At 42.3% G+C, this 24,106-nt stretch carries 21 protein-coding genes; 15 read left to right on the forward strand and 6 right to left on the reverse strand.

Annotation, left to right across the window (positions count from 1 at the left end; translation table 11 throughout):
• The 3 genes from GZH31_RS17780 to GZH31_RS17790 form a co-directional block, all read right to left on the reverse strand.
• On the reverse strand, positions 1 to 1,917 hold the full coding sequence (locus tag GZH31_RS17780) for an ATP-dependent DNA helicase (RefSeq protein WP_036971947.1): 1,917 nt from the start codon (positions 1,915 to 1,917) through the stop codon (positions 1 to 3).
• 94 nt (positions 1,918 to 2,011) lie between these two features.
• Positions 2,012 to 3,874, reverse strand: coding sequence for a M28 family metallopeptidase (locus tag GZH31_RS17785; RefSeq protein WP_180311880.1), 1,863 nt, complete (start codon positions 3,872 to 3,874; stop codon positions 2,012 to 2,014).
• Between the two features lie 55 nt (positions 3,875 to 3,929).
• On the reverse strand, positions 3,930 to 6,125 hold the full coding sequence (locus GZH31_RS17790) for a M4 family metallopeptidase (protein ID WP_180311881.1): 2,196 nt from the start codon (positions 6,123 to 6,125) through the stop codon (positions 3,930 to 3,932).
• 392 nt (positions 6,126 to 6,517) lie between these two features.
• Between GZH31_RS17790 and GZH31_RS17795 the strand changes: the two genes are divergently transcribed.
• The gene (locus GZH31_RS17795) at positions 6,518 to 7,597 is read left to right on the forward strand and encodes a mechanosensitive ion channel family protein (protein WP_083422899.1); all 1,080 of its coding nucleotides are present in this window, start codon (positions 6,518 to 6,520) and stop codon (positions 7,595 to 7,597) included.
• Positions 7,598 to 7,823: 226 nt separating this feature from the next.
• Positions 7,824 to 9,113: a sodium:proton antiporter gene (locus GZH31_RS17800; protein WP_065979048.1), complete on the forward strand. Its 1,290-nt coding sequence runs from the start codon at positions 7,824 to 7,826 to the stop codon at positions 9,111 to 9,113.
• A 53-nt stretch (positions 9,114 to 9,166) separates the two neighbouring features.
• Here the strand turns inward: GZH31_RS17800 and GZH31_RS17805 are convergent, their stop codons facing one another.
• Complete coding sequence (locus GZH31_RS17805) at positions 9,167 to 10,156, reverse strand: sensor domain-containing diguanylate cyclase (protein WP_036971958.1); 990 nt, start codon at positions 10,154 to 10,156, stop codon at positions 9,167 to 9,169.
• A gap of 93 nt (positions 10,157 to 10,249) precedes the next feature.
• Positions 10,250 to 10,495: a hypothetical protein gene (locus GZH31_RS17810; RefSeq protein WP_180311882.1), complete on the reverse strand. Its 246-nt coding sequence runs from the start codon at positions 10,493 to 10,495 to the stop codon at positions 10,250 to 10,252.
• Between the two features lie 344 nt (positions 10,496 to 10,839).
• On the opposite strand from GZH31_RS17810, the gene hisG reads away from it, so the two are divergent.
• From hisG to GZH31_RS17870, 12 genes are all read left to right on the forward strand, one after another.
• On the forward strand, positions 10,840 to 11,739 hold the full coding sequence (gene hisG / locus GZH31_RS17815; RefSeq protein WP_036971963.1) for an ATP phosphoribosyltransferase: 900 nt from the start codon (positions 10,840 to 10,842) through the stop codon (positions 11,737 to 11,739).
• Between the two features lie 6 nt (positions 11,740 to 11,745).
• Positions 11,746 to 13,047, forward strand: coding sequence for a histidinol dehydrogenase (gene hisD / locus GZH31_RS17820; RefSeq protein WP_065979047.1), 1,302 nt, complete (start codon positions 11,746 to 11,748; stop codon positions 13,045 to 13,047).
• Positions 13,037 to 14,131 (forward strand): histidinol-phosphate transaminase, encoded by a 1,095-nt coding sequence (gene hisC, locus GZH31_RS17825; protein WP_180311883.1) that lies wholly within the window; start codon positions 13,037 to 13,039, stop codon positions 14,129 to 14,131. The genes hisD and hisC overlap by 11 nt, the downstream gene beginning before the upstream one ends.
• Positions 14,131 to 15,192, forward strand: a complete 1,062-nt coding sequence (gene hisB / locus GZH31_RS17830) for a bifunctional histidinol-phosphatase/imidazoleglycerol-phosphate dehydratase HisB (protein WP_036971969.1) — start codon at positions 14,131 to 14,133, stop codon at positions 15,190 to 15,192. Before hisC ends, hisB begins: the two co-directional genes overlap by 1 nt.
• The gene (gene hisH, locus GZH31_RS17835; protein WP_036971972.1) at positions 15,189 to 15,779 is read left to right on the forward strand and encodes an imidazole glycerol phosphate synthase subunit HisH; all 591 of its coding nucleotides are present in this window, start codon (positions 15,189 to 15,191) and stop codon (positions 15,777 to 15,779) included. The genes hisB and hisH overlap by 4 nt, the downstream gene beginning before the upstream one ends.
• A 28-nt stretch (positions 15,780 to 15,807) precedes the next feature.
• On the forward strand, positions 15,808 to 16,542 hold the full coding sequence (locus tag GZH31_RS17840) for a 1-(5-phosphoribosyl)-5-[(5-phosphoribosylamino)methylideneamino] imidazole-4-carboxamide isomerase (RefSeq protein ID WP_036971973.1): 735 nt from the start codon (positions 15,808 to 15,810) through the stop codon (positions 16,540 to 16,542).
• Positions 16,524 to 17,303 carry an imidazole glycerol phosphate synthase subunit HisF gene (gene hisF, locus GZH31_RS17845; RefSeq protein WP_036971975.1) on the forward strand — a complete coding sequence of 260 codons (780 nt, stop codon included), beginning with the start codon at positions 16,524 to 16,526 and terminating at the stop codon, positions 17,301 to 17,303. Before GZH31_RS17840 ends, hisF begins: the two co-directional genes overlap by 19 nt.
• Entirely contained in the window at positions 17,294 to 17,908 is a 615-nt protein-coding gene (hisIE, locus tag GZH31_RS17850; RefSeq protein ID WP_036971977.1) for a bifunctional phosphoribosyl-AMP cyclohydrolase/phosphoribosyl-ATP diphosphatase HisIE, read from the forward strand. The genes hisF and hisIE overlap by 10 nt, the downstream gene beginning before the upstream one ends.
• A 133-nt stretch (positions 17,909 to 18,041) precedes the next feature.
• Positions 18,042 to 18,779, forward strand: a complete 738-nt coding sequence (locus GZH31_RS17855; RefSeq protein WP_180311884.1) for a hypothetical protein — start codon at positions 18,042 to 18,044, stop codon at positions 18,777 to 18,779.
• A 162-nt stretch (positions 18,780 to 18,941) separates the two neighbouring features.
• Positions 18,942 to 19,454: a hypothetical protein gene (locus GZH31_RS17860; protein ID WP_036971979.1), complete on the forward strand. Its 513-nt coding sequence runs from the start codon at positions 18,942 to 18,944 to the stop codon at positions 19,452 to 19,454.
• A 51-nt stretch (positions 19,455 to 19,505) separates the two neighbouring features.
• Positions 19,506 to 19,691: a DUF1289 domain-containing protein gene (locus tag GZH31_RS17865; protein WP_065979042.1), complete on the forward strand. Its 186-nt coding sequence runs from the start codon at positions 19,506 to 19,508 to the stop codon at positions 19,689 to 19,691.
• A 64-nt stretch (positions 19,692 to 19,755) separates the two neighbouring features.
• Positions 19,756 to 20,550 (forward strand): glycosyltransferase family 25 protein, encoded by a 795-nt coding sequence (locus GZH31_RS17870; RefSeq protein WP_180311885.1) that lies wholly within the window; start codon positions 19,756 to 19,758, stop codon positions 20,548 to 20,550.
• Positions 20,551 to 20,554: 4 nt separating this feature from the next.
• Here GZH31_RS17870 and GZH31_RS17875 read toward each other — a convergent pair whose 3' ends face one another.
• A complete protein-coding gene (locus tag GZH31_RS17875; protein WP_065979040.1) occupies positions 20,555 to 22,336 on the reverse strand; it encodes a M61 family metallopeptidase in 1,782 nt (593 codons plus the stop codon).
• A gap of 260 nt (positions 22,337 to 22,596) precedes the next feature.
• Between GZH31_RS17875 and GZH31_RS17880 the strand changes: the two genes are divergently transcribed.
• Positions 22,597 to 24,075 (forward strand): GGDEF domain-containing protein, encoded by a 1,479-nt coding sequence (locus tag GZH31_RS17880; protein ID WP_180311917.1) that lies wholly within the window; start codon positions 22,597 to 22,599, stop codon positions 24,073 to 24,075.
• Positions 24,076 to 24,106 lie beyond the last annotated feature (31 nt).

The following is a 24,106-nucleotide window of genomic DNA, read 5'->3' on the forward strand; positions in this document are numbered from 1 at the left end:
CTAATTGATCTGTTCTAAAAAGGCGTTTGCCATTGCTAAATCACGCGTACGTCGCATAGGTGGCAAACTTTTTAAAAATACTTGGCCGTATTGGCGTGTCACTAATCGATTATCACAAATAACCAATACACCTTTATCTTTGTTATCACGAATAAGGCGCCCTACTCCTTGCTTCAGGGCAATTACCGCTTGAGGTAATTGAATATGCGCAAAAGGGTCTTTACCTTGCAGTTGGCAATCTTGCATGCGCGCTTGAAGCAGGGGGTCGTCTGGTGCAGCAAACGGCAATTTATCAATAATAACACAACTTAATGTACTGCCTCTAACATCCACCCCTTCCCAAAAAGAGGCAGTGCCAAGTAAAACAGCATTACCGTGGCGAGTGAATTTTTCAAGAATAATGCGTTTTGACATTTGCCCTTGCATGTACACCGGGTAATCTAATTGTGTGGTTAACCCTTCCGCCACCAAATGCATCATACGGTAACTTGTAAACAGTACAAAGCAACGCCCTTTGGCTGATTTAATAAGCTCAAGCGTTAACTTAATAATGGCATGTGGCATGTTGTTAGCGTGCGACTCAGGTAAATAGCGAGGTAAACACAGCAAGGCCTGTTGTTCATAGTCAAATGGGCTTTCAACTATCATGCTTTGCGCGGGTTTTAAACCAAGGCTGGCGTTAAAGTGGCCAAGATCATTATCTACCGACAACGTGGCTGAGGTAAAAACAAATCCAGCCCCAGTGTCTTTCATCATCTGTGCAAATTTTGCCGACACGTTCAGCGGCGTAATGTTCACCGTTAAATAGCGACGCGTGGTTTCGTACCAATAGCTATAACCTGTTTGTGCTGTATCGAATACGCGTTCAAGCTGCCCTTTAAAGGCCAACGTGCGTTCAAAGGGGTGCTCTATTTTTTCACTGCGATCTAAGCATAGTTTTAGTACTTGATATAAAAAGTCGAGATCGCTTATCACCCGATGCAGTGCCGCGCAGATATCTTTATCGGCCAGCTTTTCTCGCCAATCTCCGCGACTGCCATCAATACCAAACTGCAAGCGTAAGTCAGCCACACTGGTTTCTAGTTTATTGAGCGTTTTACCCAACTGCAACATATCAGGGATATCGGCACGGTAAATTGCCCGCAGATCATTAATTAAATCCACCAGCTTTTTTGTACTGACACTTTCACCAAAGTAATCACTGGCAATCTCACTTAATTGGTGTGCTTCATCAAAAATATAGGCATCGGCTGTTGGCATTAATTCAGCAAAACCGGTGTCTTTTACCGCCATATCAGCGAAGAATAAGTGGTGATTAATCACCACAACATCCGCTTCCATCGCATTTAATCGTGCTTTACGTATATAACAATCTTGAAAGTCAGGGCACTCTTTCCCTAAGCAATTATCGGCCGTTGAACTGACATAGGGCAGCACTTTTGCATCTTCTTCAATACCAATACAATCGGCTAAATCGCCAGAACGTGTTTCGCTGGCAAATTTTGCGACCATTGCTAATTGATGCATGACATCCGGGTCATCTGTTGGCACGTGCGCTACATGCTGACTTAACCGATATGTACATAAATAGTTTGCACGGCCTTTTAACAAGGCCACTTTTTTTGTCGCGCTTAATGCTTTTACTAAGTTTGGCAAATCACGATGAAACAACTGCTCTTGCAGGGCTTTTGACCCAGTAGAAATAATTGTCTTACCTTTTGATTTTAATGCAGGAGCCAAGTAAGCATAAGTTTTACCCGTCCCCGTTCCTGCCTCAACCACTAATTGATGACGTTTTTGCAAGGCGTCATCAACCGCAACAGCCATATCAATTTGTGGCTGTCGAGGTGTGTATCCATCAAGAGAAAGCGCAAGAGGGCCAGTGGCACTGAAAAGTTGTTTGATAAACTTCGCCAATAGATTAAAAGTGATGGCCAGATTTTACGTAACTGACTTGCCAAGGGCAAGACTAAATGAGGAAGGCGGGCTTCCTCATTAGCAAAAAGGACGATTACTGTGCTTGAATCGTTAACGTTATTCCCGACGCAGCACGGTATCCCTGTATATCTATGTACCAAGTACCACTTTGCGGGTTATCAATTTGGCATGTTTCTTCGTTGCCATTTTTATAGGGGCGACACTGATAATTTGAAGCTGTGGAAGCTGAGCCATAATTCACATACAAGTCGGCATCACCGCTGCCACCTGAAGTTGCCACGGTTAAACGACTCAAACCAGCCGGTATTTGCTGTGTAAAGCGTTGCCAACTTCCAGCACCGACACTAATATTACTTTCTGTACGGTCGATACTACTGCCACTCCCCGTCTCGTTGAAACGACCCGTTAGGGAGACACCTGAAATTTCATTCCAAGCTTCAACCATCACATGATAAGTGCCTGCTTTAATGCTCGATATTAAACAACGCTCGTTACTTGATGATGTTGTACTCTTACAGTCAAAATCTTGCAATGTTGGTTTGCTGCCAAATTTTATATATAAGTCGGCATCCCCCGTGCCACCTTGAGTAACAAACTCAAGATTACTGCTCATTGCGGGTACTTCAAGGGTAAAAAATAACTGTTCTTTGGCTGCCCCTGCAATGTTCGTTGTGGCAATGCCATTTTCAAGTTCATTACTTGGCTCTTGAACAACATCTCCGGCATTTTTAGCTATCTCAGCCAAATAACTCACGGCAAGTTTTGCAAATTTACTGGCATGTTGTGGGTCAAACTGTAAATCGTTGGAGGTATGAATCAGCGGGTTAATATCACTCATACGCGATTCAAAAGGCATTGAAGCAGCAAAACCTTGTTGATACCACGACGCATGATCTGAACAACCATAACCACATTGGTCAAACCCGTAACTAACGTTTGGTTGATACGCATCTAAAAGCTGTGATAAATACTGGTTTTGTGCTGCGTTTGTATAGTCTGTCATCATAACAATGTCGGTGCTACTGCCATGATTACCGGTCATGTCAAATTGCACCATGCCTACCACATTTTTCCCTTGTGCTTTGTAATTGGCAGCTATTTCTTTTGAGCCTCTAAGCCCAACTTCTTCAGCAGCAAAGCCCATAATTTGAATGGTTCGTTGTGGCTGATAGTTATTCTCGACTATCGCTTTAAGCGCTTGGGTGAGCACGGCAATACCCGATGCATTATCATCTGCGCCAGGAGCCCTACCATTACTTGGGTTTGACTGATTAATTGAATCTAAATGGCCACCGATGATTACTATTTCGTTCGCTTTTTCTGCACCGGGTATCGTTACAATCACCGACGATTGTGAAAAACTATGGCTAAAATAATCAACACTGATATCGCTACGACTACTGGCTATTTGTTGCCAATGCCCTTTTAACCACTGGGCAGCATCAACACCACTTTGTGCCGAGTAGTATCGATTATGAAAGTTCATCATGCTGTTAACGGTATCAGTGAGCTCACTGCTGTTAATAGATGAAAGTAGCGCGTTGACTGTAGCGGCATTATCAAGACTATAATTAACTAAACTTGAGCTCGCAGCTAACTGCGAAACACCCTTTAACTGTTGAGTGTAAAGCTCGGCGTCTGCTAATGAATCATGAGCAACAAAACCACCACATCGATGGTAATTATCATGCATGAACTCACTTAACCCAGCGATCTCTTGCTTATTCAAGCGCATAAAATTTACTTGGTTTAGCGTTGATGGTTGCATGGCAAAATTGTTATCTTGCTTACGTTGACTCATTGTCTCTTTTTTAAAGTGCTCTGCTGCAAGCGCATCAATAGTCACCCAAATAGTTTCGTTTGACCCGGCATGACTTAGTTGGCTAACGGAGAGTGTGGCAATGCCAATTAAGCACCGCGTAAGGAGGGTTGTCATAATCAATCCTTTTTATCTGTGAGAAAAAAGGGAGCCGAAGCTCCCGAAGAATAGGCTAGTTAGCCGAAATGGTCAGTGTTACACCGCTTGCAGCACGGTAGCCGCGAAGGTCGATATACCATGTACCCGCTTGTGGATTTGTGAATGTACACGTTTCGCTATTACCGTTTTTATAAGGGCGGCAATCATAGCTTGACGTAGTAGATTGAGAACCAAAGTTAACATACAAATCCGCATCACCTGATCCACCAGAAATAGTCACATCAAGCGATGAGTATCCCGCATCGAGGTCTTGCGTGAAACGAGTCCACCCACCTGAGGCAACACTCACGTTAGATTCAGTACGGTTAATTGGTGTGGCACCTCCCCCGGTGCTCGTATTAAAACTCCCTGTTAGTGATACACCTGAAATTTGATTCCATGCTTCCACCATCACAAAGTAAGTACCCGCTTGCACATTACTGATTGCACAGCTTTCCGTACTCGTAGATGACGTACTTTTGCAATCGAAGTTGCTAAGTGTTGGTTTTGAACCATACATCACATACAGATCGGCATCGCCGCTGCCACCTGTAGTATTAAACTGCAAGTTAGTTGCATCGTCAGGCACTTCAAGGGTAAAGAACAGCTGCTCTTTTGCTGCACCACTTATGCCTGTGCGAGCAACCCCATTTGTTAGTTCTTCATCGCCTGTAGGTGGTTCTGTTGTGCCACCACAGCTGCTACCTGCACTGAGGTTTGACGTTACACCCACAGCCGCAAGTGCAGCTTGAACATCAGCGGGTTCATAGCTTAAGTCACAGGCAGCATCCATAACACCGTTACCCGCAAGATCCCAGTTTGTGCTAGCAGTCCAATAAAGTTGGTTCGCACGAGCCATAACCACAAAGGCTTTTTGCGTATCCCAACCTGGTGTTGTTGCAAGGTTGTAGAATGCCTTATTGAATACACCTGAGCTGTAGTGAACATCCATACCCGAGTAATAGTCATTCTGATGATCAATCGAGCTGCCATCTTGCGTTGGATTATTCATATAGCGCAACGCACCATTGCCTTTAAAGATCTCTTGACCAACTAACCAGTCGTTTGAGCCTTTCATATAAAATTCGGCGGCTTCACCTGCCATATCAGAGAAAGCTTCATTCAAACCACCTGATTTACCAGAATACACCAGACCAGAGTTTTGCTCGGTAAAGCCATGACTTACTTCATGCGCTGAAACATCAAGACTGACTAAAGGATAAAACGTGTTTTGACCATCGCCAAAGGTCATAGCACTTCCATCCCAAAACGCGTTTTCGTAGTTATTTCCGTAGTGAACACGCATTTTTAATTGGAAGGTTAAGGGGGCTGTGCCGACCCAATCGTTATACATATTAAAAATAACATTGCCAAAGTAATGAGCGTCGTTTAATGGCGAATACGCACCATTGATTTCTTTAAATGTATTTTCTGGACAAGTAAACGAATACGCCGTTGAGCCACTGGTACTACCATTAAGATTAATGGTTTTTACATTGGCATTATCCATCGTACAAGTGCTGCCCGACTGAGCCACATCTAGACTGTCAAAGTCAGTGCCATAAATATACTTACCCGTTTTTAAATTTCCGCCTGGGCCTGCTGCACTGGCATGTTGAAGGTTATCAAAGCTAAATAAAACTTCACCGCTGTTTGCATCAATAATTTGGTACGGACGAGATGGGTTATCGCCATACGTGACATAAGACACTTCATACACCAGATGTGCCACACTATTTTCATCTAACCAAATAGCTAAACGAGACTGTTCATTATGCTTTTTTAAGCCAACCGATTTAATTGCTGCCGGTGAATTTGCAAGCCCTTTAGCAACGGCTTTTTTCTTGCTAAGTACAGGAGATACTGAACTAATATCTTCTGCAATATCATACACCGCCGCACCATGTGCGCGTTTTAACTGGCCATTACTATCAAATGTAAGGCTAACCGTGTCGCCGATGACAGGTAGACCTTGATACATTTGCTGATAACGGCGGGTTGTATGGCCGTTATTTGTTTTGATTTCTTTTAATACAACTAAATCATTCCCTGCACCTAGACCAACTAACTGATTAGGGCTTGCCATCAATACCGATGCAGCATTAGTTTGCAAAGCTTGGTTAATCCCCATTTGTTGATTTAAGTATTGCTTATTCGCAGCTACTGCACTTGTTGCTTGAGTCAAAGCAAAAGCAGCAAGAGTTGCTAGTGTGATTTTAGATAAATTCACGTTTACGCTCCGTTAGATTGTTATGTATTTAATGTTTTTTTAGTAACCGGACTTCACATGTTCCCGATTAGTGACCAGCCTAGATGGGTAAACGCAAAAATGAAAATGAAACAAAAAATTTACAAATAAAGTATTAGCTCTAAAAATAAAGTTCATAAATTACAATGTATTGGAAATTTAAAGGTAACTAAAATGTTAACAATTAACGGCATACTGTAAATTATTTTATACATTTTTATAACATTAATTATACATTTGTACCTTTTATTTTTTCACCAACTGATTACTCGTATGCTCTGTTGATAAAAACCATATCAGCAGGTTTTTCCTCCTCAATAGCTAGGTACATATATTGCAGGTGACAGCAAGAACTTCAGGCGTAAGGATTGAAGATGTTTTCTGAATTGGCACTAAATGTGTGGGTAAACGAGCCATGGCTACTCGTAATTGGTGGCACATTTACAGCTGCTATTATATTGTTTTTAATAAAGTTTATAATTATTTACTGTTTAAAAACGTGGACCCAGCGCACAGACTTTGTGTTTGACTCTTTGCTCGTCGACTCAATTTCCACGCCACTTACTTTATGCACAATGATGGTGCTTGTGATCATTTTTGGTCATTTATTAAACATGACTGATTTTCTAACTGACTACCCGCTTCCTATCGCAGCGACTGCGAAATCAATATTAATTTTTGCTTTAGTGCTATTTTTAGATCACTTCTTATTCGGTACAGTTGACTATTACAGTTCGCGCTCGTTAGTGGTGTCTAACAGCCGCAGCATTATTAAAGGAGTGATCCGCTGTGTCATTGTCAGTGTTGGACTACTGGTTTTATTAGGCACATTAGGTATTTCAATCACGCCTATTATCGCGTCGCTAGGGATCACTTCCCTCGCCGTTGCTCTTGCCTTACAGCCGACATTAGAAAATTTTTTCTCTGGGGTTCAACTGGTTATCGATAAACCTATTAGAGTCGGCGACTTTATCGAGCTTGAGAGTGGTGACCAAGGGTTTGTTGAAAAAATAGGCTGGCGATCAACGTGGGTGAAAATGTTGCCCAATAACATGATAGTGATCCCCAATAGTCAGTTGTCTAAATCGCGAATCATCAATTATTTTTACCCTGAAAAAGAGCTCAGTGTGCCAGTGGAAGTGGGGGTACATTATGGTTCCGATCTTGAAAAGGTCGAGCAAATAACACTTGATGTAGCAAGGCAAGTTCTAAAAAGCCATGAATGGGGAATTGATGACTATGACACGTTTGTCGTGTTTCACACCTTTGATCAATCAAGTATTAATTTTACTGTGATGCTAAGAGTGAAAGAGTACTTTAATCGTTTTTGGGTGAAATCGGCTTTTATCAAAGCATTACATAAACGCTACGCTCAAGAAGGTATTGTGATTCCTTACCCTATTCGTGCTATAAACACGACACAAGAGTCTGCGTCGTTTAAAGACTCACATTGACCTAGCTAAATTTATGATAATTGCACTTTCCAACAGGTTGGGTTTGTCTCTTTTGAGACAATTTTAACAGCAATTATACAAATGCAATCAGTACCTTGAATTTTTACTCTAAAATTTAATGAAAATAGCATAAACACTGTGACATACGTATGATACAGGCGTACCATATGCGCCCAGAAAGTGACTGCTTTCTGTGTCTTGTTTATAAAATATTTAAGGTCAAACAATGAATGCTTGGTACCTCATTTGTTTTCTTTCAGCATTAGCTATTTTTATTGCTTTTGCTAACCAGTTCATCCTCAAAATGCAAACAACAATTGCTATAACAACAGGCTCTGTTGTTATTTCTTTACTCCTTATTCTCGCCGTTAAAATGCTCGGTGATTCCACAGCCCTCGAAATGACTCAGGTGGTTTCAAGTATTAACTTTAATCAGTTATTGTTAAAGGGCATGCTAGGGTTTTTGCTGTTTGCGGGTGCGCTTGAAATTAATTTAGCAGCGCTGCGTAAACAGCGGTGGGAAATAACCGCATTAGTGCTATTTTCAACCATTACTTCAACCGTGATTGTAGGGTACTTGAGCTATTATTTATTTGCTTTTGTGGGCTGGCCTGTCCCTTTCATTTACTGTTTGTTATTTGGAGCATTAATTAGCCCTACTGACCCTATTGCCGTGTTAGCCATTATTAAACAAATGCGAGCCCCAGAAGGTATTTCTGTGCAAGTGGAAGGTGAGTCTTTGTTTAATGATGGTATTGGTTTGGTGATCTTTACCACTATTTTCTCGGTGGCTTTTTATGGTACAGAGGCAACGTTTACTGACGTAGCAGAGTTATTTTTAGTCGATGCAATCGGCGGCATTGTGTTTGGTTTAGTAATCGCATTAGTCGGGCACTTTTTAATCATTAATAGCCGCGATGTTAATATTCGCTTATTACTAACACTCACCATTCCTACTGCGGGCTTTGCAGCTGCTAACATTTGGGAAATATCAGGTGCTCTGGCAATGGTCACAAGTGGTATTTTGTTGGGTAATATTACCCGCTCAAAAGCGACTGAACGAACCGGTCCTGAAGATACTCGCTATGTAAAAGACTTTTGGCATGCAACCGACAGTTTCTTAAATGCGTTACTATTTTTGATTATCGGTATGCTAATTGTCACTATGCCTATCACCATTCAAGAAATTGGTCTTGGCTTACTCATGGTACCTGTTGTATTACTTGCGCGTTTTATCAGCGTGGGGACGCCATTTATGTTCTTCAAGAAGTATAGGCAATACGACAAACATTCTGTGAAGATTCTAACATGGGGTGGCCTAAGAGGCGGGTTAGCACTGGCAATGGCTGCGGCAATACCTCGCGACCAAGTAATGATTGCGGGCTCAGACCTTCATGATTTAATTGTCATTGTGACTTACGTCGTCGTCATTTTTTCTATTATTGTGCAAGGCTTAACTATTTCACCACTTATTCAAAGCAGTATTCAATCTGCCAAACACGTAACTGAGAAATAGTATCGCTGCATGTGCGTTATACCAATTGAGTTAATTGTTGAACCTAATAAAAGTTAAACATTTGACTCGGTTGGTATTAATAGGTTCTTTTTTATCACTTTTGTTTTGTACATTCGGCTATCTGCTAGCGCCAATAGGTGTGACAGTGAGCATGGTTTTTGCCCTGAAAAATTGGCAATCCCATGCGAAAAACTAAGGTTAAATTTATGCTTAAATTGGCCTGACAATTCACTAAATGACTCAGCTAATCGCTGCATAATGACTTCGCATTCTTGGGTACTCAAATCAGTAAACAAAATAACAAATTCATCGCCACTCAATCGGGCAAACAAATCTGCTTTTCTGCAACACGATGCTAGAACATTGGCGAAGCCTTTCAATACCTCATCGCCAGTAGCATGACCAAACGTATCGTTAATCGGTTTAAAATTATCGAGATCAATAAAGACCAACTTCGCTTTTAAATTTTGTCTGATACATAAATCTAAATAACGCTCAGCCGTACTGCTGAAACTTCGTCGATTAGGCAATAATGTTAACTCATCAGTTGTTGCCAATTGCATCACTGCGAGCTCCCGTTCAATAATGGCGGTAAAGTCTTTTAACACATTCGCTTGTTCTTGGGTGAACGACCGAGGCTGATGGTCAATTATGCATAAAGTGCCAATACGATTGCCTGACTGCAATGTAATAGGGCTGCCGGCATAAAAACGAATGTTGGGCTCACCTGTTACCAAGGGATTATCAGCAAACCTAGGGTCTAGCAAAGCATCACAGACTACCAATGGACCATTATCTAAAATCGCATGGGCACAAAAAGAGATATCACGCGGTGTTTGTTTTACGCTGACCCCAATGCATGACTTGAACCACTGCCGGTGTTCATCAACAAGACTGATTAAACAAATAGGGACCGAAAAGAACTGCTGAACAAGGCGCGTTATTCTATCCAGCGCTGGATCATTTGGGGTATCTAAAATTTCGAGTGCACGAAGCTCTTCAAGGCGCGCTTTTTCACTAAATGGTACTGCTGGCTTATCCATAATATCGCCTTGAATCTGAAAATTAATTTTACTCTATAAACCTAGCACAAAGTGCTAGAAAACGAGATAAAAATAATTTTATTTTCTTAAGCATTAAGCCCATGTATCGAGGTGCTTATTGCCGTCTTCATCTTCTTCGATAATATCTTTATCCTTTTTATCAGCACTTTTATTAGCACTTTCGGCTGCTTTTTTACGCCGTTCAATTTCGCGTTTTTGCCGCTTTTCGATTTCAATTCTCTGCACGTTCGCATCTTTTACACCCGCAATGTGGAATGCACCTTTACTCTCAAGTTGTAAACGCGTGATGCGTCCTAAAAAGGGGATCATGATATCCATTTGTACCTCCTACCCAACCACTTATTATCGACCGTTATAGCATATTCTTTAATTGCAAAAAAAAGTGCTTGCCAAAAATATTAAAAACATGCTTATCTATATACGTAAATTATTTAAACAGATTAACGCACTGGTTTACACAAACGAGTGCAACACAGGAAAGATTATGCGCTTCAACTTGACAACTATCCATCATCACCATCATTCACCGGAATAGCCTGTCAGGTTTTTCGCTGAGAGGTTATTCCTAAAAGGAACCTCTGGCGAGTAATCAACCACATTATTTATTTTCGCCCTGAGGTTTCCTCGGGGTTTTTAGTTTTTGAATTAAAGGAAAATGAATAATGAGTAATAACAACCGTTTACGTATCGCCATCCAGAAAGGCGGCCGACTATCAAAAGACTGCCAAGAGCTTTTAAAACAGCTAGGCGTTAAATTGAATCTTCGTGAACAACGCCTAATAGCACACTCTACTAACATGCCCATTGATGTACTTCGTGTACGTGATGACGATATTCCAGGCCTAGTTATGGACGGTGTGTGTGACTTAGGTATCGTTGGCGAAAACGTACTTGTTGAAGTACAAGCCGAGCGCGAGCGCCAAGGCGCTGCATTTGAAGTAAACAAACTGTCAAAACTTGATTTCGGCTATTGCCGCTTAGCACTGGCTTGGCCACAAGAGCTTGGTGTGCAAAAGAAGAGCTGGTTTGAAGGCAAGCGCATTGCCACTACCTACCCTGAAATTCTAGGTCAATATCTAAAACGTGAAGGCATCAACGCAAGCACAGTTATGCTAACAGGCTCTGTAGAAGTGGCTCCGCGTGCAGGCCTTGCCGATGCTATCTGTGATTTAGTGTCTACCGGTGCAACACTTGAAGCCAACGGCTTAATGCAAGGCGATACTATCCTCGAATCAAATGCCTGTTTAATCCAAAACAAAGACCTGACAGATCAAAGCAAACTTGATTTAATCAACACCCTAATGCCGCGTTTACGGGGTGTACGCCAAGCTAAAGAAAGTAAGTACATCATGCTACACGCGCCAAAAGCAAAACTCGATGAAGTGTGTGATTTACTGCCTGGCACAGGTCAACCAACATTACTTGCTTTAGCCGGTAGTGATGATTATGTGGCACTGCACATGGTGAGCAGCGAAACCTTATTCTGGGAAACGATGGAAGAGTTGAAAGCACTCGGTGCAAACTCGATCCTCGTTATGCCAATTGAAAAAATGATGGAGTAAGTATCCATGTTTCGCTGGAATGAGGAAAACCAACTCGCACAGCAAGCGGTACTTACCCGCCCTGCTGTCACGGCAAGCAAAGAGATCGAATCAATATGCATCGATATCTTAGCGGCAGTCAAAGAGCAAGGCGACGCTGCGCTTTTAAACATGGCAAAACAATTTGATAAGCGAGAAACACCGCGTTTATTAGTGCCCGTTGAAGAAATTGATCAAGCAGAACAGTTTTTATCGAGCGAATTAAAAGCCGCGATTGAAACAGCTTACGCTAATGTAAAACGCTTTCACCAAGCACAATTACCAAAAGACATTAAACTAACAACTCAACCAGGGGTGTTATGTGAGCTTAAATACCAAGCGATTGAAGCAGTGGGTATATACGTACCCGGTGGCAGTGCGCCATTACCTTCGTCGGTTATTATGCAAGGTGTCCTTGCACAATTAAGCGGTGCAAAAACGGTTGTGCTTGCAACACCTGTTAAGGGCGATGAAAGCATTAACCCTGCAATTCTCTATGCAGCTAAGCTATGCGGTATTAAAACAATTGTTGAAAGTGGCGGCGCAGGGGCAATTGCAGCGATGGCTTACGGCACTGAGTCTGTACCGAAGGTCAATAAAGTATTTGGCCCAGGCAACAGTTTTGTGACAATGGCAAAACAGCTTGTCGCCCAGACGATTCCGGGCATGGCAATTGATATGCCTGCAGGTCCTTCTGAGGTACTGGTGATTGCTGATGAACGTGCAAATCCTGAATTTATTGCTGCCGATTTATTATCGCAGGCAGAACACGGTGCTGATTCACAAGTAATCTTACTGTGTAATAGTGAGCGCATTATTGAACTTACGCAGCAAGCATTAACAACGCAGCTTGCAAAATTAAGCCGCAAAGAAACCGCTGAACAAGCCCTTGCAAATTCAAGCTTGATTTTAGTCGACTCTATTGAGCAGGCATTTGAAGTATCAGCACAATATGGTCCTGAACACCTAATTTTACAACTTGCTGATGCTCAGCCTTATTTAGGCTTAGTTAAAAATGCTGGCTCTGTCTTTGTGGGCGACTATACGCCGGAATCTGCAGGCGATTATGCGTCAGGTACTAACCACGTACTACCAACGTATGGTTACAGTGCCACCTATTCGAGCTTAAACTTACTGGACTTTTTTAGAACTTACACAGTACAAACCATTAGCAAAAATGGGTTACGTGAATTATCTAAAGCAATTTTACCTTTGGCCGCAGCAGAAGGGCTTGATGCTCACGCTAATGCTGTTTCAATTCGTCTTGAGGCACTAAATAATGAGCGATAACTCAACACTTACCACACTGTTGCCAGACAACATTGCAGCCCTAACAGCTTATAGCTCAGCAAAGAGCGAGAAACTGACTGGAACAACGTGGCTAAATGCCAACGAAAGTCCCTACTCTCGCACGCCTACTGTGAGTTTGGCCGATTTAAATCGCTACCCCGATCCACAGCCAACACAGGTTATTAACCGTTACGCATGTTATGCCAACTTAGAGCCAGAGCAAGTGCTGATGACACGCGGTGCCGATGAAGGCATTGAGCTATTGGTGCGTACATTTTGCCGCCCAGCAAAAGACAGTATCGCGCTATTTTTACCAACTTATGGTATGTACAAAGTCACTGCCGACACTCACAACGTGAGCATTAACGGTCTCACCCAAGAGTTACTGTTAAAAGGCACGGTGGATGAAATTGTTGCTGCGATAGCTGACTCGAAATTAGTTTTCATTTGTAATCCTAATAATCCAACAGGCAGCATGACGAGCCTAGACAAGATCAGAAAGATTACCCAACAACTTGCGGGTAAAGCCATCGTCGTGGTAGATGAAGCTTATATAGAGTTTTGTCCAGAACACACTGCAGCAAGCTTAATTAATGAATTTAATAATCTTGTGGTGCTAAGAACCTTATCTAAAGCGTTTGCATTAGCAGGTTTGCGTACAGGCTTCACACTTGCAAACAGTGATTTACTGGCACCGATCCGTAAAGTAATTGCGCCTTATCCAGTATCAACTGTAGTCGCACGCATTGCGGCTGATGCACTCAGTAGCGATAACATCGCCTCAATGCGTCGCCAAGTTACTATATTAAATTGTTTAAAAGCCAAACTGAAAGACTGGCTTGAACAATCATCGGCCGTGGTTAAGGTGCTTAGTGGTGAAGGTAACTTTGTAACCTTAAAGCTAAAAGATAGACAGTCATTTAATATTGCATTGGCACAAGGTCTTGTGATGCGCGCATTCACTCTTTATGGTGAAAATGATTGGCTGCGCATTTCAATCGGTAATGAACAAGAATTAGAACAAGTAAAAATTTGGCTAGATGGTTTATCACTTGCCAGTAACACAGTAGAACAGGAAGTATAATGAGTAACCCGTATTTATTTATTGACCGCGATGGCACCATTATCGAAGAGCCAATCACCGATAAACAGGTAGATAGCCTCGAGAAATTAGTATTTTTACCCAATGTGATCCCTGCTCTACTGCAACTTCAAGCAGCGGGATACCGCTTAGTTATGGTATCGAACCAAGATGGACTAGGTACAGATAGCTTCCCAACGGCTGATTTTGACATTGCGCAAGACAAAATGATGAATATCCTCAACAGCCAAGGTATTCAATTTGACGAAGTACTGATTTGCCCCCACTTTGATGCAGACAATTGCAACTGCCGTAAACCTAAAACAGGGTTGCTGACTGAACTTATGCGCTCAGGCAAAGTAGATTTAGCCCGTTCATTTGTCATCGGTGACCGCCAAACAGATATAGGTCTTGCTGCTAACTTATGCTGCGAAGGCATTTTATACACCGGCAGTTGGGATGCCATTGTCACTCAGCTAACAACACAAAACCGTGAAGGTCGCATAACCCGCAACACCAAAGAAACGCAAATCGATGTGCAGGTTAATTTAGACCAGACCAAAAATGGCGACATTAGTACTGGCCTTGGCTTTTTTGATCACATGCTTGACCAAATTCGCACCCACGCCAATATCGGACTTAATGTTCAAGCCACGGGCGACTTACACATTGATGAACACCACCTCGTTGAAGACATTGGTATTGCCTTAGGGCTTGCACTTAAACAAGCGCTGGGTACAAAAACGCAAATTGGCCGTTATGGATTTGCGCTACCGATGGATGAATGTAAAGCCGAGGCGCAAATAGATTTATCGGGCCGTGCATCGTTTGTGTTAAATGCCGATTTTAGCCGTGAAAAAGTCGGCGACTTAGATGTGCAAATGGTTGAGCATTTCTTTAAAAGTTTAAGTGACAACGCCGCAATGAGCCTGATTTTGTCAGTCAGCGAGGGTAACTGTCATCACCAAGTAGAAGGCTTATTTAAAGCCTTTGCCAGAGCGCTGCGCGCTGCTATCGCAAAAGATGCCACGCAACAAACTGCCAGCTCAAAGGGGTGTTTATGATTGCCATAATTAATACGGGTTGTGCCAATATCAACTCGGTGCGTTTTGCGTTTGAGCGACTCGGTCAAAATCCAGAAGTGATCACTTCGCCTGAGCAACTAAAAGGCTTTGAACGTGCTATTTTACCCGGTGTAGGCCATGCTTCTGTGGCAATGAAGCGCCTAAAAGACGGTGGCTGGCAACAAGCCATTGATGAATATCAGCGTCCGCTTATGGGCATTTGTTTAGGCATGCAATTACTTTGCGAAAGCACCGAAGAAGGCAATGTTGATTGCCTAGGTAAAATCCCGGGTATTGTTAAGCAACTTGATGTAGGTACATTGACATCACCGCATATGGGCTGGAACGACCTAACAGTATTAAAAGAGCATGCGCTCACTAAAGGTTTAACAGCGCAAGATCATGTTTACTTTGTGCATAGCTTTGCTCACACCGTCAACGATGCCACGCTTGTCAGTGGTGAATACGGAAACACTTTCTCTGCGATTGTTGCAAAAGATAACTATGCAGGCATGCAATTTCACCCAGAGCGCAGTGCCAAAGTCGGCACCCGATTATTACAAAACTTTTTAGATTGGCAGCTGTAAGCGCAGCACAAAAATAAGAGACCAAAACGTGATTATTCCAGCACTTGATGTATTACAAAACCAAATTGTGCGCTTATACCAAGGTAAGTATGATACAGCACAATTTTACCCTTACGAACTAGGCGCACGCTTACAAGCGTACGCAAACAGCGGTGCAGGTAAGCTGCACCTTGTTGATTTAGAAGGCGCACGCGACCCGAGCAAAAAGCAATGGCAACATATTCAAACCGCGACCAAAGCATTAAACGTCCCTTATCAGGTTGGCGGCGGTATTCGCTCTGAACACGATGTGGCCGACTGGCTAGAAGCCGGAGCTAACCAAGTTGTGATTGGTTCAATGGCCGTTGAAAAGCGCGAGCAAGTCCAAGCATGGATTGAAAAGTTTGGGGCCGAACATTTCGTGATTGCCCTTGATGTAAATAAAACCGAAAACGGCTGGGCTCCTGCCACTCACGGTTGGTTAAGTGAATCTGAGTTTGGATTATTTGAACTTGTTGATTTTTACGTAGCATTGGGCGTCATTGACTTTCTGTGCACTGATATCAGTAAAGACGGCACCATGACAGGCCCTTCATTTGCACTGTATGAAGATTTAATAAACCACAACAGCCAAATAAAAGTACAAGCATCTGGCGGCGTAAGCTCGCTTGACGATATCGCCAAGCTTAAAAAACTCGGTGTGGGTGGGGTTATCTTAGGTAAGTCATTGCTTGATGGTGCCTTTAATGTTGAGGAGGCGTTAGCATGTTATCAAAACGCATAATTCCTTGCTTAGATGTCAAAGACGGCCAAGTCGTAAAAGGCGTTAAGTTTAAAGGCCACGAAGTGGTTGGTGATATTTTAACACTTGCAAAAGCATACAGCGATGCCGGTGCTGATGAACTGGTGTTTTATGAGATTAGCGCCAGTGTCGAAAAACGCCTACTTGATGTAAATTGGGTTGAGAGTATTGCCCGCCATATTGATATTCCATTTTGTGTGGCTGGTGGCATTAAATCAGTTGCCGATGCAGCGCGTGTGCTAGAGCGCGGCGCAGATAAAATCAGTATCAACAGCCCTGCCATTGCACGCCCTGAACTTATCAAAGAATTACACGATGAGTTTGGTAAACAATGTGTGGTTGTCGGCATTGATAGCTTTTACGATGAAACCACTGGCGAATATTTAGTGTACCAATTAACGGGTGACCCTAATGCATCAAGCCGTACACGATACAAAACCGAAGAATGGGTCAAGCGTGTGCAAGACCTAGGCGCAGGTGAAATCGTGTTAAACTGCATGAACCAAGATGGTGTGCGTAAAGGTTACGACAATGTTCAGCTTTCTAAAATGCGCGCATTATGCGACATTCCGCTAATTGCATCAGGTGGTGCCGGCACAATGCAAGACTTTGTTGATGTATTTCAGCAAAGCCACGTTGACGGTGCACTTGCTGCCAGCGTATTTCATAAGAACGTCATTAACATTGGCGAACTAAAACAATTTTTAATCGATAATAATATAGCGGCACGACTATGCAATTAACCAAAGATAACCTTACTCAAGTCGATTTTGCCAAAAGCGAATTGATCCCAGCCATTGTGCAAGACGCACGCTCTGGGATTATTTTGATGCAAGGTTTTATGAATGCGGATGCCTTAGCCGCCACCTTCGACAAGCAAAAAGTGACCTTTTACTCACGTTCAAAGCAGCGCTTGTGGACCAAAGGCGAAACATCAGAAAACTACCTTGAAGTCGTCTCTGTTCACACCGATTGTGATTACGATTCCATTTTAGTACTCGCAAACCCATTAGGCCCAACCTGTCATTTAGGCACGCAAAGCTGCTTTGGTGATGACGCTAAACCCAGCCTAGCTTTTTTAGCTGAACTTGAACAAGTGATTGTTTCACGCAAAGACGATGACCCAAGTAAAAGCTACACAGCGTCTTTATTTTCAAAAGACTTAAGCCGTAGTTGCCAAAAAGTCGGTGAAGAAGGTGTTGAAGTAGCACTGGCAGCCATGAAGCATGACAACGATGAATTAACCAATGAATCGGCAGACTTACTGTATCACTTAACCGTGTTATTACAGCGTCAAGGCCTTTCACTGGCTGATGTCGTGAGCTGTTTACAAGGCCGCCATAAGTAACATTAAAAGCTTAAGATGCCGCTAAAAAAGGCGCATCTTAAGCTATTACATAAAAAATTTTAAACCCATTTAAACCTTTCTCCTCCACGTTTACGACTAAGCTAACAACACCATACATATAAAAGGGAAAGTCATGTTGAGCACAGTTAAAACGTTATCACTCATTGCCGTAGGTTTGTTATCAGCGCAAACATTCGCGTGGGGCGATATGCCACTACAAAACACTAAAAACCTGACACTAAGCGCAAAATCACTAAGCGCTCTAAAAGTAGAAGCCGGTTCAGGTTTTTTACACATAACAGGCAGTGACACTGATGAAGTAACCGTAAAAGCCGAAATTTACCAAGATCAGCCTCACGATGAATACTGCTTAGGACTTGAGGCTAAAGGCAGTAATGCAGAGCTTTCTGCTGGCCAATGTGACTACCACACGAATAAACAAACACGCATTGATTTAACCGTCAGTATTCCACGTTCATTTAATGTCAACGTGCACGACGGCTCTGGCGAAATTATTATTCGCAAAGCTGCTAACACCGTGATCAACGATGGTTCAGGTTCCATTGAGGCAATCGACATTCAAGGCACACTTGAAATCAATGATGGCTCTGGCAGCATTAACGTAAGAAACGTCAGTCGTGATATTAAAATTCACGATGGTTCTGGCAACATTGATGTCGCACACACCCAAGGTAATATAAATGTTCACGACGGCTCTGGTGGCATCGACTTAAACGATATCGCAGGTGATGTGGTTATTTCAGACGGTTCTGGCAGCATTCGTGTTGATAAAGCAGCTAACTTTGAACTACTTAGCGATGGCTCAGGTTCAGTTAACGTAACGAATATTTCAGGTAAAACAACGTTATAAATACGCGTATGTATAATAATGTTATTCAATTGCCCTTTATTTTATGGGGCAATTTGTCATCACAAAAACCCCCGCCAATAAATCTTTATTAGCATTTTTACAAGGGCTTAGGTATCCTTTAGGAAACGTTAAAGGAACTGCTATTTAAAAGGATAGCCTGATATGAAAAAGCCACTCGCCGCCTTACTTTTTGGCCTTGTTTTAACAGGTTGTACTGGCCTTACGACCGAGCAACAAGCCGCCATAGATAATTTGACCCCTTGCGAGAAGATTAATGCACTTTTAGGCGCATACGACAATCGCTTTGAAGGCTTAAAACGCAGCCGTGTGAACACAAAATACATGGAAACATGGACAGCAAAATACAACCTAATTTCCGACAACTGCCAAATTACAGCGCTTGATAATGACAATGTCACGTATCGTTGTGTAGGTAACTATGCGCAACAACAGCAAGCGGTTGCAGATCATACTCGGGCAGTCAATTTTACCCAAGCCTGTTTAGCAGATAAAAACTGGCATCAAACCCAAAAAGAGTCTGCAGAATCACTGCGTACAACGTTTGTGCTTGATGAAAATACCCCTGTTATTTCTATTCATTCGGGTAAAACATTATCGCGAAAACAGCCTTGGTCAACCACTCTTGAAATTGGTAAGCCTGTTGCAGGTAAATAACCTATCGAATGCATTAAGGTCACATTGTTGTGGCCTTAACATTTAGCTCGCATGACAGACTCTAAAAAGCCAAAATCCACATATAAAACTGACTGCATTGGGCAATGCCATCGACTTAATGGCTACTGCACTGGGTGTGGCCGAACGAATGATGAAATTTTTGATTGGATCATTTTATCTGAAAAAGAAAAGTGTGCGATTTTAAATACCCCTCGTCCTGACATAAAAACGAAATAATGCTGACACCCCAGCGTCATTAAAGCTTGTTAGCCTGATTAAAACGACTCATCAGGTAAGCATAATGCCCCCTATTTTTGTAATTAACTTAGCAAGCTCAATAGAGCGTCTAAACCGCGTAAGCGATGAGCTTAATGCACAGAACTTAGCATTTGAGCGCATTGATGCTGTCGATGGTAAAACATTAACAGACGCAGATATCGCCAAGCATTACAATGCACGTTTAAACCTTAAAAAGTACCACAAACCTTTAAGTCGAGGTGAAATAGGCTGTTACCTGAGTCATCGAAAAGCATGGCAAACAATCGTCGATAGGCAACTCGACTACGCCATTATTTTAGAAGATGATTTTGTGCTCGACCGCTCAATTCACAGTGCTATCGAGAACATCAATCACTTAAAACAGCCATGGCAACTCATTAAATTGGCCGCGTATAAAAATCGCAATCGTGACATTGCATACGCAAAACCGCTTGCAGATGGTCAGCACTTAGCAATTCATAAAAAACTCATGTCTGGCTGCTGCGCAACGGCTATTAGCTTAGCGGGGGCTAAAGCACTGCTTAAGGCCACAGACACATTTGCGCGCCCTGTAGACTGCGATTTGCAACACGTGTGGGAAACCGGCGTTTATGGCTTTTCACTCCTGCCTTACCCTGTTACACAGCCTGACAGTGCGCAAAGCGATATTCGTGATAGGTCTTGTCAGGTTAAAAAGTCATTTTGGCGACGTAAAAAGCAACAGCTCCACAGTGCGATTTTAAACGCAAAATACACCAAACAGTTTGTAAAAGCCCAACAAACGCCCGACAAAAAGAAAGGAGCCGTAGCTCCTCTCTTACCAATCAAAAATCATTAAATGTTTACTTAGCTTGGTTTGGGTGGTCAACACCCATCCATGCTTTAAACAACGCCATTTGAGCAGGTGTAGCATCTTTTAATGCTGTTACTTTTTTCTCTTTATCAAAGTCTTCGCCAAGTGTGAGCGTTGTGCTTTGCAGCGCATCACGGCGGATAAAGTCAACAGTCACTGTGTCGCCCGCTTTAAACGTTTCTAAGCTTGCTTTTAAGTCTTTGCCAACATGCTTTTTGTTGAAGGCAACGATTTTATCGTCTGTTGTTAAACCTGCTTGCCATGCTGCACCACCACGACGAACATGTGTAAGTGTTAGTAACTCACCGCTATTTTTAGCGAATGAATCAATACTCGGTACTGATTTTGCGCCTTCTGGGCGAGTCAAACCTAAGCCAACTTTTGCTAGTAAGGCATCAAAATCAATGGCTGCTGGCTCATCCACATTAGCTTGCCACCATGCGCTGTAATCACGACCCGTTAGCTCTTTTAAAATGGCTTTGACATCATCAGGTGTAAAACCATCTGGCAAACGATGCTTATTGTAAAGCGCACGGTGCACATCACGATAACTGATTTTGCCATCACTTTTCTCTAGCAAGTCGATATCAAGTGCCATTGAAATTAACGAGCCTTCAAGGTAGATATTAGTGCTGTAGTTGCGAGCATGGTCACCACCTTGATTGATCCACTTATCAAAGCTGGTTTCAGCGGCGCTTTGTACTTCACGACCTGGGGTTTGCAAGTGGCGGTTAATAGTTTTAGTTAGGGTATCAAAAAACTCATCCGTTTTTGCAATACCAGAACGCACTAACAAATGATCTTCAAAGTAACTTGTAGAACCCTCTGCAATCCACAGTGTTTTCGCGTAGTTAATATTTGTGTAATCGTAAGGAGCAATGCCTTTCGGACGATACGCCTTTACATTCCATGTATGAATAAACTCATGGGCAGCAGTACTAATGAACGCTAAGTAGTCTTTACGAGAGCCAAAACGGTCACGTGGGCGCTGAATAATTGTTGAATTTAAATGCTCTGTAGCTCCTCCTGCACCAGACGTTGCATGTACCATAAATACATAACGCTCATACGGATAGCTATCCCAAATTACATTACCTGTAGCCACTAGTTTTTTAAGGTCCGTTAGCATTTGCTCAACGTCGTAGTTACCGTCGCCCCAAATAACCAGCTCGTAGTCTCGGCCATCCACCGTGAATTTATGTAACTCGTTAATGCCTGTTTCAATTGGCGAGTCGACCAAAATATCGTAATCAGCCGCTTTAAAACTGTGTTTTGAACCTGCATTTTCCATACCCGAAACAGAGCGCCATGCTTTAGGCACATCAAGCTTTACCGTCACAGGGTCTTGGCGAAATGATTCACTGAACATGAAAAAGCCCGATGCATCAATAAACGCATGGCTGTCATCGATGTGACGCGCGCGTTTACCTAGTTCATTGGCATAGACTTGATAATCAATATTTACGTGTGTTGGCTCATTTAAATGAACACGCCATGTGCTGTGGTCAATTTTTTCCCATTTTAACGGCTTACCATCATCATCTTTCGCATCGAAAAAACGTACCCCATTCGCAAGGTTTAAAATTTCGTAGCGTCCAGTACGCCATGCCGGAAGTTTTACGTCTAAATGCGCTTGGGCTGTCTCAGGAAACTCCACACTAACATTACCTAAGTGATGTTCAGGTTCAGTGATCGCCAGTGAATAGTTTACATCTGCAAACACACTGCTAGAGCATGCGGCCAAAATTGACATAGCCAAAAACTTTTTCATAACAACTCTTTTTTATTACTATCGATAATTGCGAATTAGCCTATCAACTGAGATATAAAATGTGAATTAAAAACCGATAAACTGCCGTAGCAATAAGCCTGATAGACAAAATAGTTAAGTTTTTGACTTATCACCTACATTTCACAATAAATTGTTGTAGACTTAAGGTACATAAATATAAAACTTGATGGCGGTGTAAGTAAGTGCAGCAACAGCATGATGTTCTTAATAAAAAGTTAAAGCAAGCGATCGACGCAAGGATGGTTGTCGAGGATGCGCGCAAACATCAAGTTGAAGTACTTTCACAGTTTGCGGCGAAGTTATCGCTGAGCTGTAAAGGACTAGACATGGAGCTTGATAACCGCCTTGCTAAATACCGATGTGCTCTAAAAAAAGGCGTTGATTTTAACCTACTAGCCCCCTTTATTGACGATGTTCTCGGTTTACTCAAACACCAAGAAGCAAAACAAATTGCCTTGCAGCGCGATCTTAATAAAAGCGTATTAGATGCAGGCAAGCAGTTACAAAAAGTAAAAGGGTTACCTGATGATGCGCGCCGCTCGCTGCGCAACTTGCTTGACCGTGAGCTTGACAATATTCAATCGAACCATGATTTTGTACCCATTTTATCCAAGCTGGTTGTTATTTATCACCAAGCCCTGCAAGCAAAGCTAGCTGAAAGTGATACCGGCGAAGCTTTAATTAAACCCGAGCTTGCCTCTGAGCTAATGACATTGGCTAATGGACTGTTATTTGAAGACGAAAGTGCTGAACAAATAAAAAATATCAGAAACCAAATTACGCGCAACGACAGCGTTGATGAGCTACTTGATGCTGCGATTGGCATTATTACCATTATTTCACAAAATATAAGTAAAGAACGCCAGTCGGCGCAGAGCTTTTTAATTTCGTTAAATCAGACAATTGAAGATCTGCATCATTCTATTGTATCAACCACTAAACACTCTGAGTCACTGAGTGCAGAATACGATTCACTTAATAAAAGTATCGAAAGAAAAATTAAAAATCTTAATCAGCAAACTCAACAAGCAACATCAATTTCGGCGCTTAAAGAATTAGTGGAAGAAGAGCTCAAATCATTGAGCGATGATTTAATCACCAAAGAAAAACTTGAACACGCTGAGCGTGAAAACTTACTTGCAAGCTTTAAAGACATTAATAATCGGGTAAGTAGTCTAGAGAGTAAACTGACAACTTATAAGCAACGTTTAAACGAACAACGTTTTAAAAGTTTGCTTGATGGCTTAACGAAACTTCCGAACCGTGCCGCATTTGATGAGCGCTTTGAACATGAATTCCAGTTGTTTTTATCGCAAGGTTCTGAGCTTACTTTAGTCGTTATTGATGTCGATCATTTTAAATCAATCAACGACAGATATGGCCACAGTGCAGGCGATAAAACACTTCAGGTGATCGCCAAAGCGCTGCAAAAATCAGTTAGAAAGTCTGACTTTATAGCCCGTTACGGCGGTGAAGAGTTTGTACTTTTAATGACTGGTATGCCACTTGAAAAAGCCGTAGCCCCCTTAGAAAAACTACGAAAAACAATTCAAAGTATCCCATTCAAATTTAAAGATACGCAAGTTGAAATTACGATTTCAATTGGCGCGACTCAACTTAAAAAAGGCGATACGCAATTGATTGCCTTTGACCGAGCTGATGAAGCGCTTTATACAGCTAAAAATGAAGGACGAAATAGAGTTTGCATTAGCAAATAAAGACCTCATGTATACCTTACTTAGGGTCTTT

This window comes from Pseudoalteromonas sp. JSTW (assembly GCF_013423925.1).
Lineage (GTDB): Bacteria > Pseudomonadota > Gammaproteobacteria > Enterobacterales > Alteromonadaceae > Pseudoalteromonas > Pseudoalteromonas lipolytica.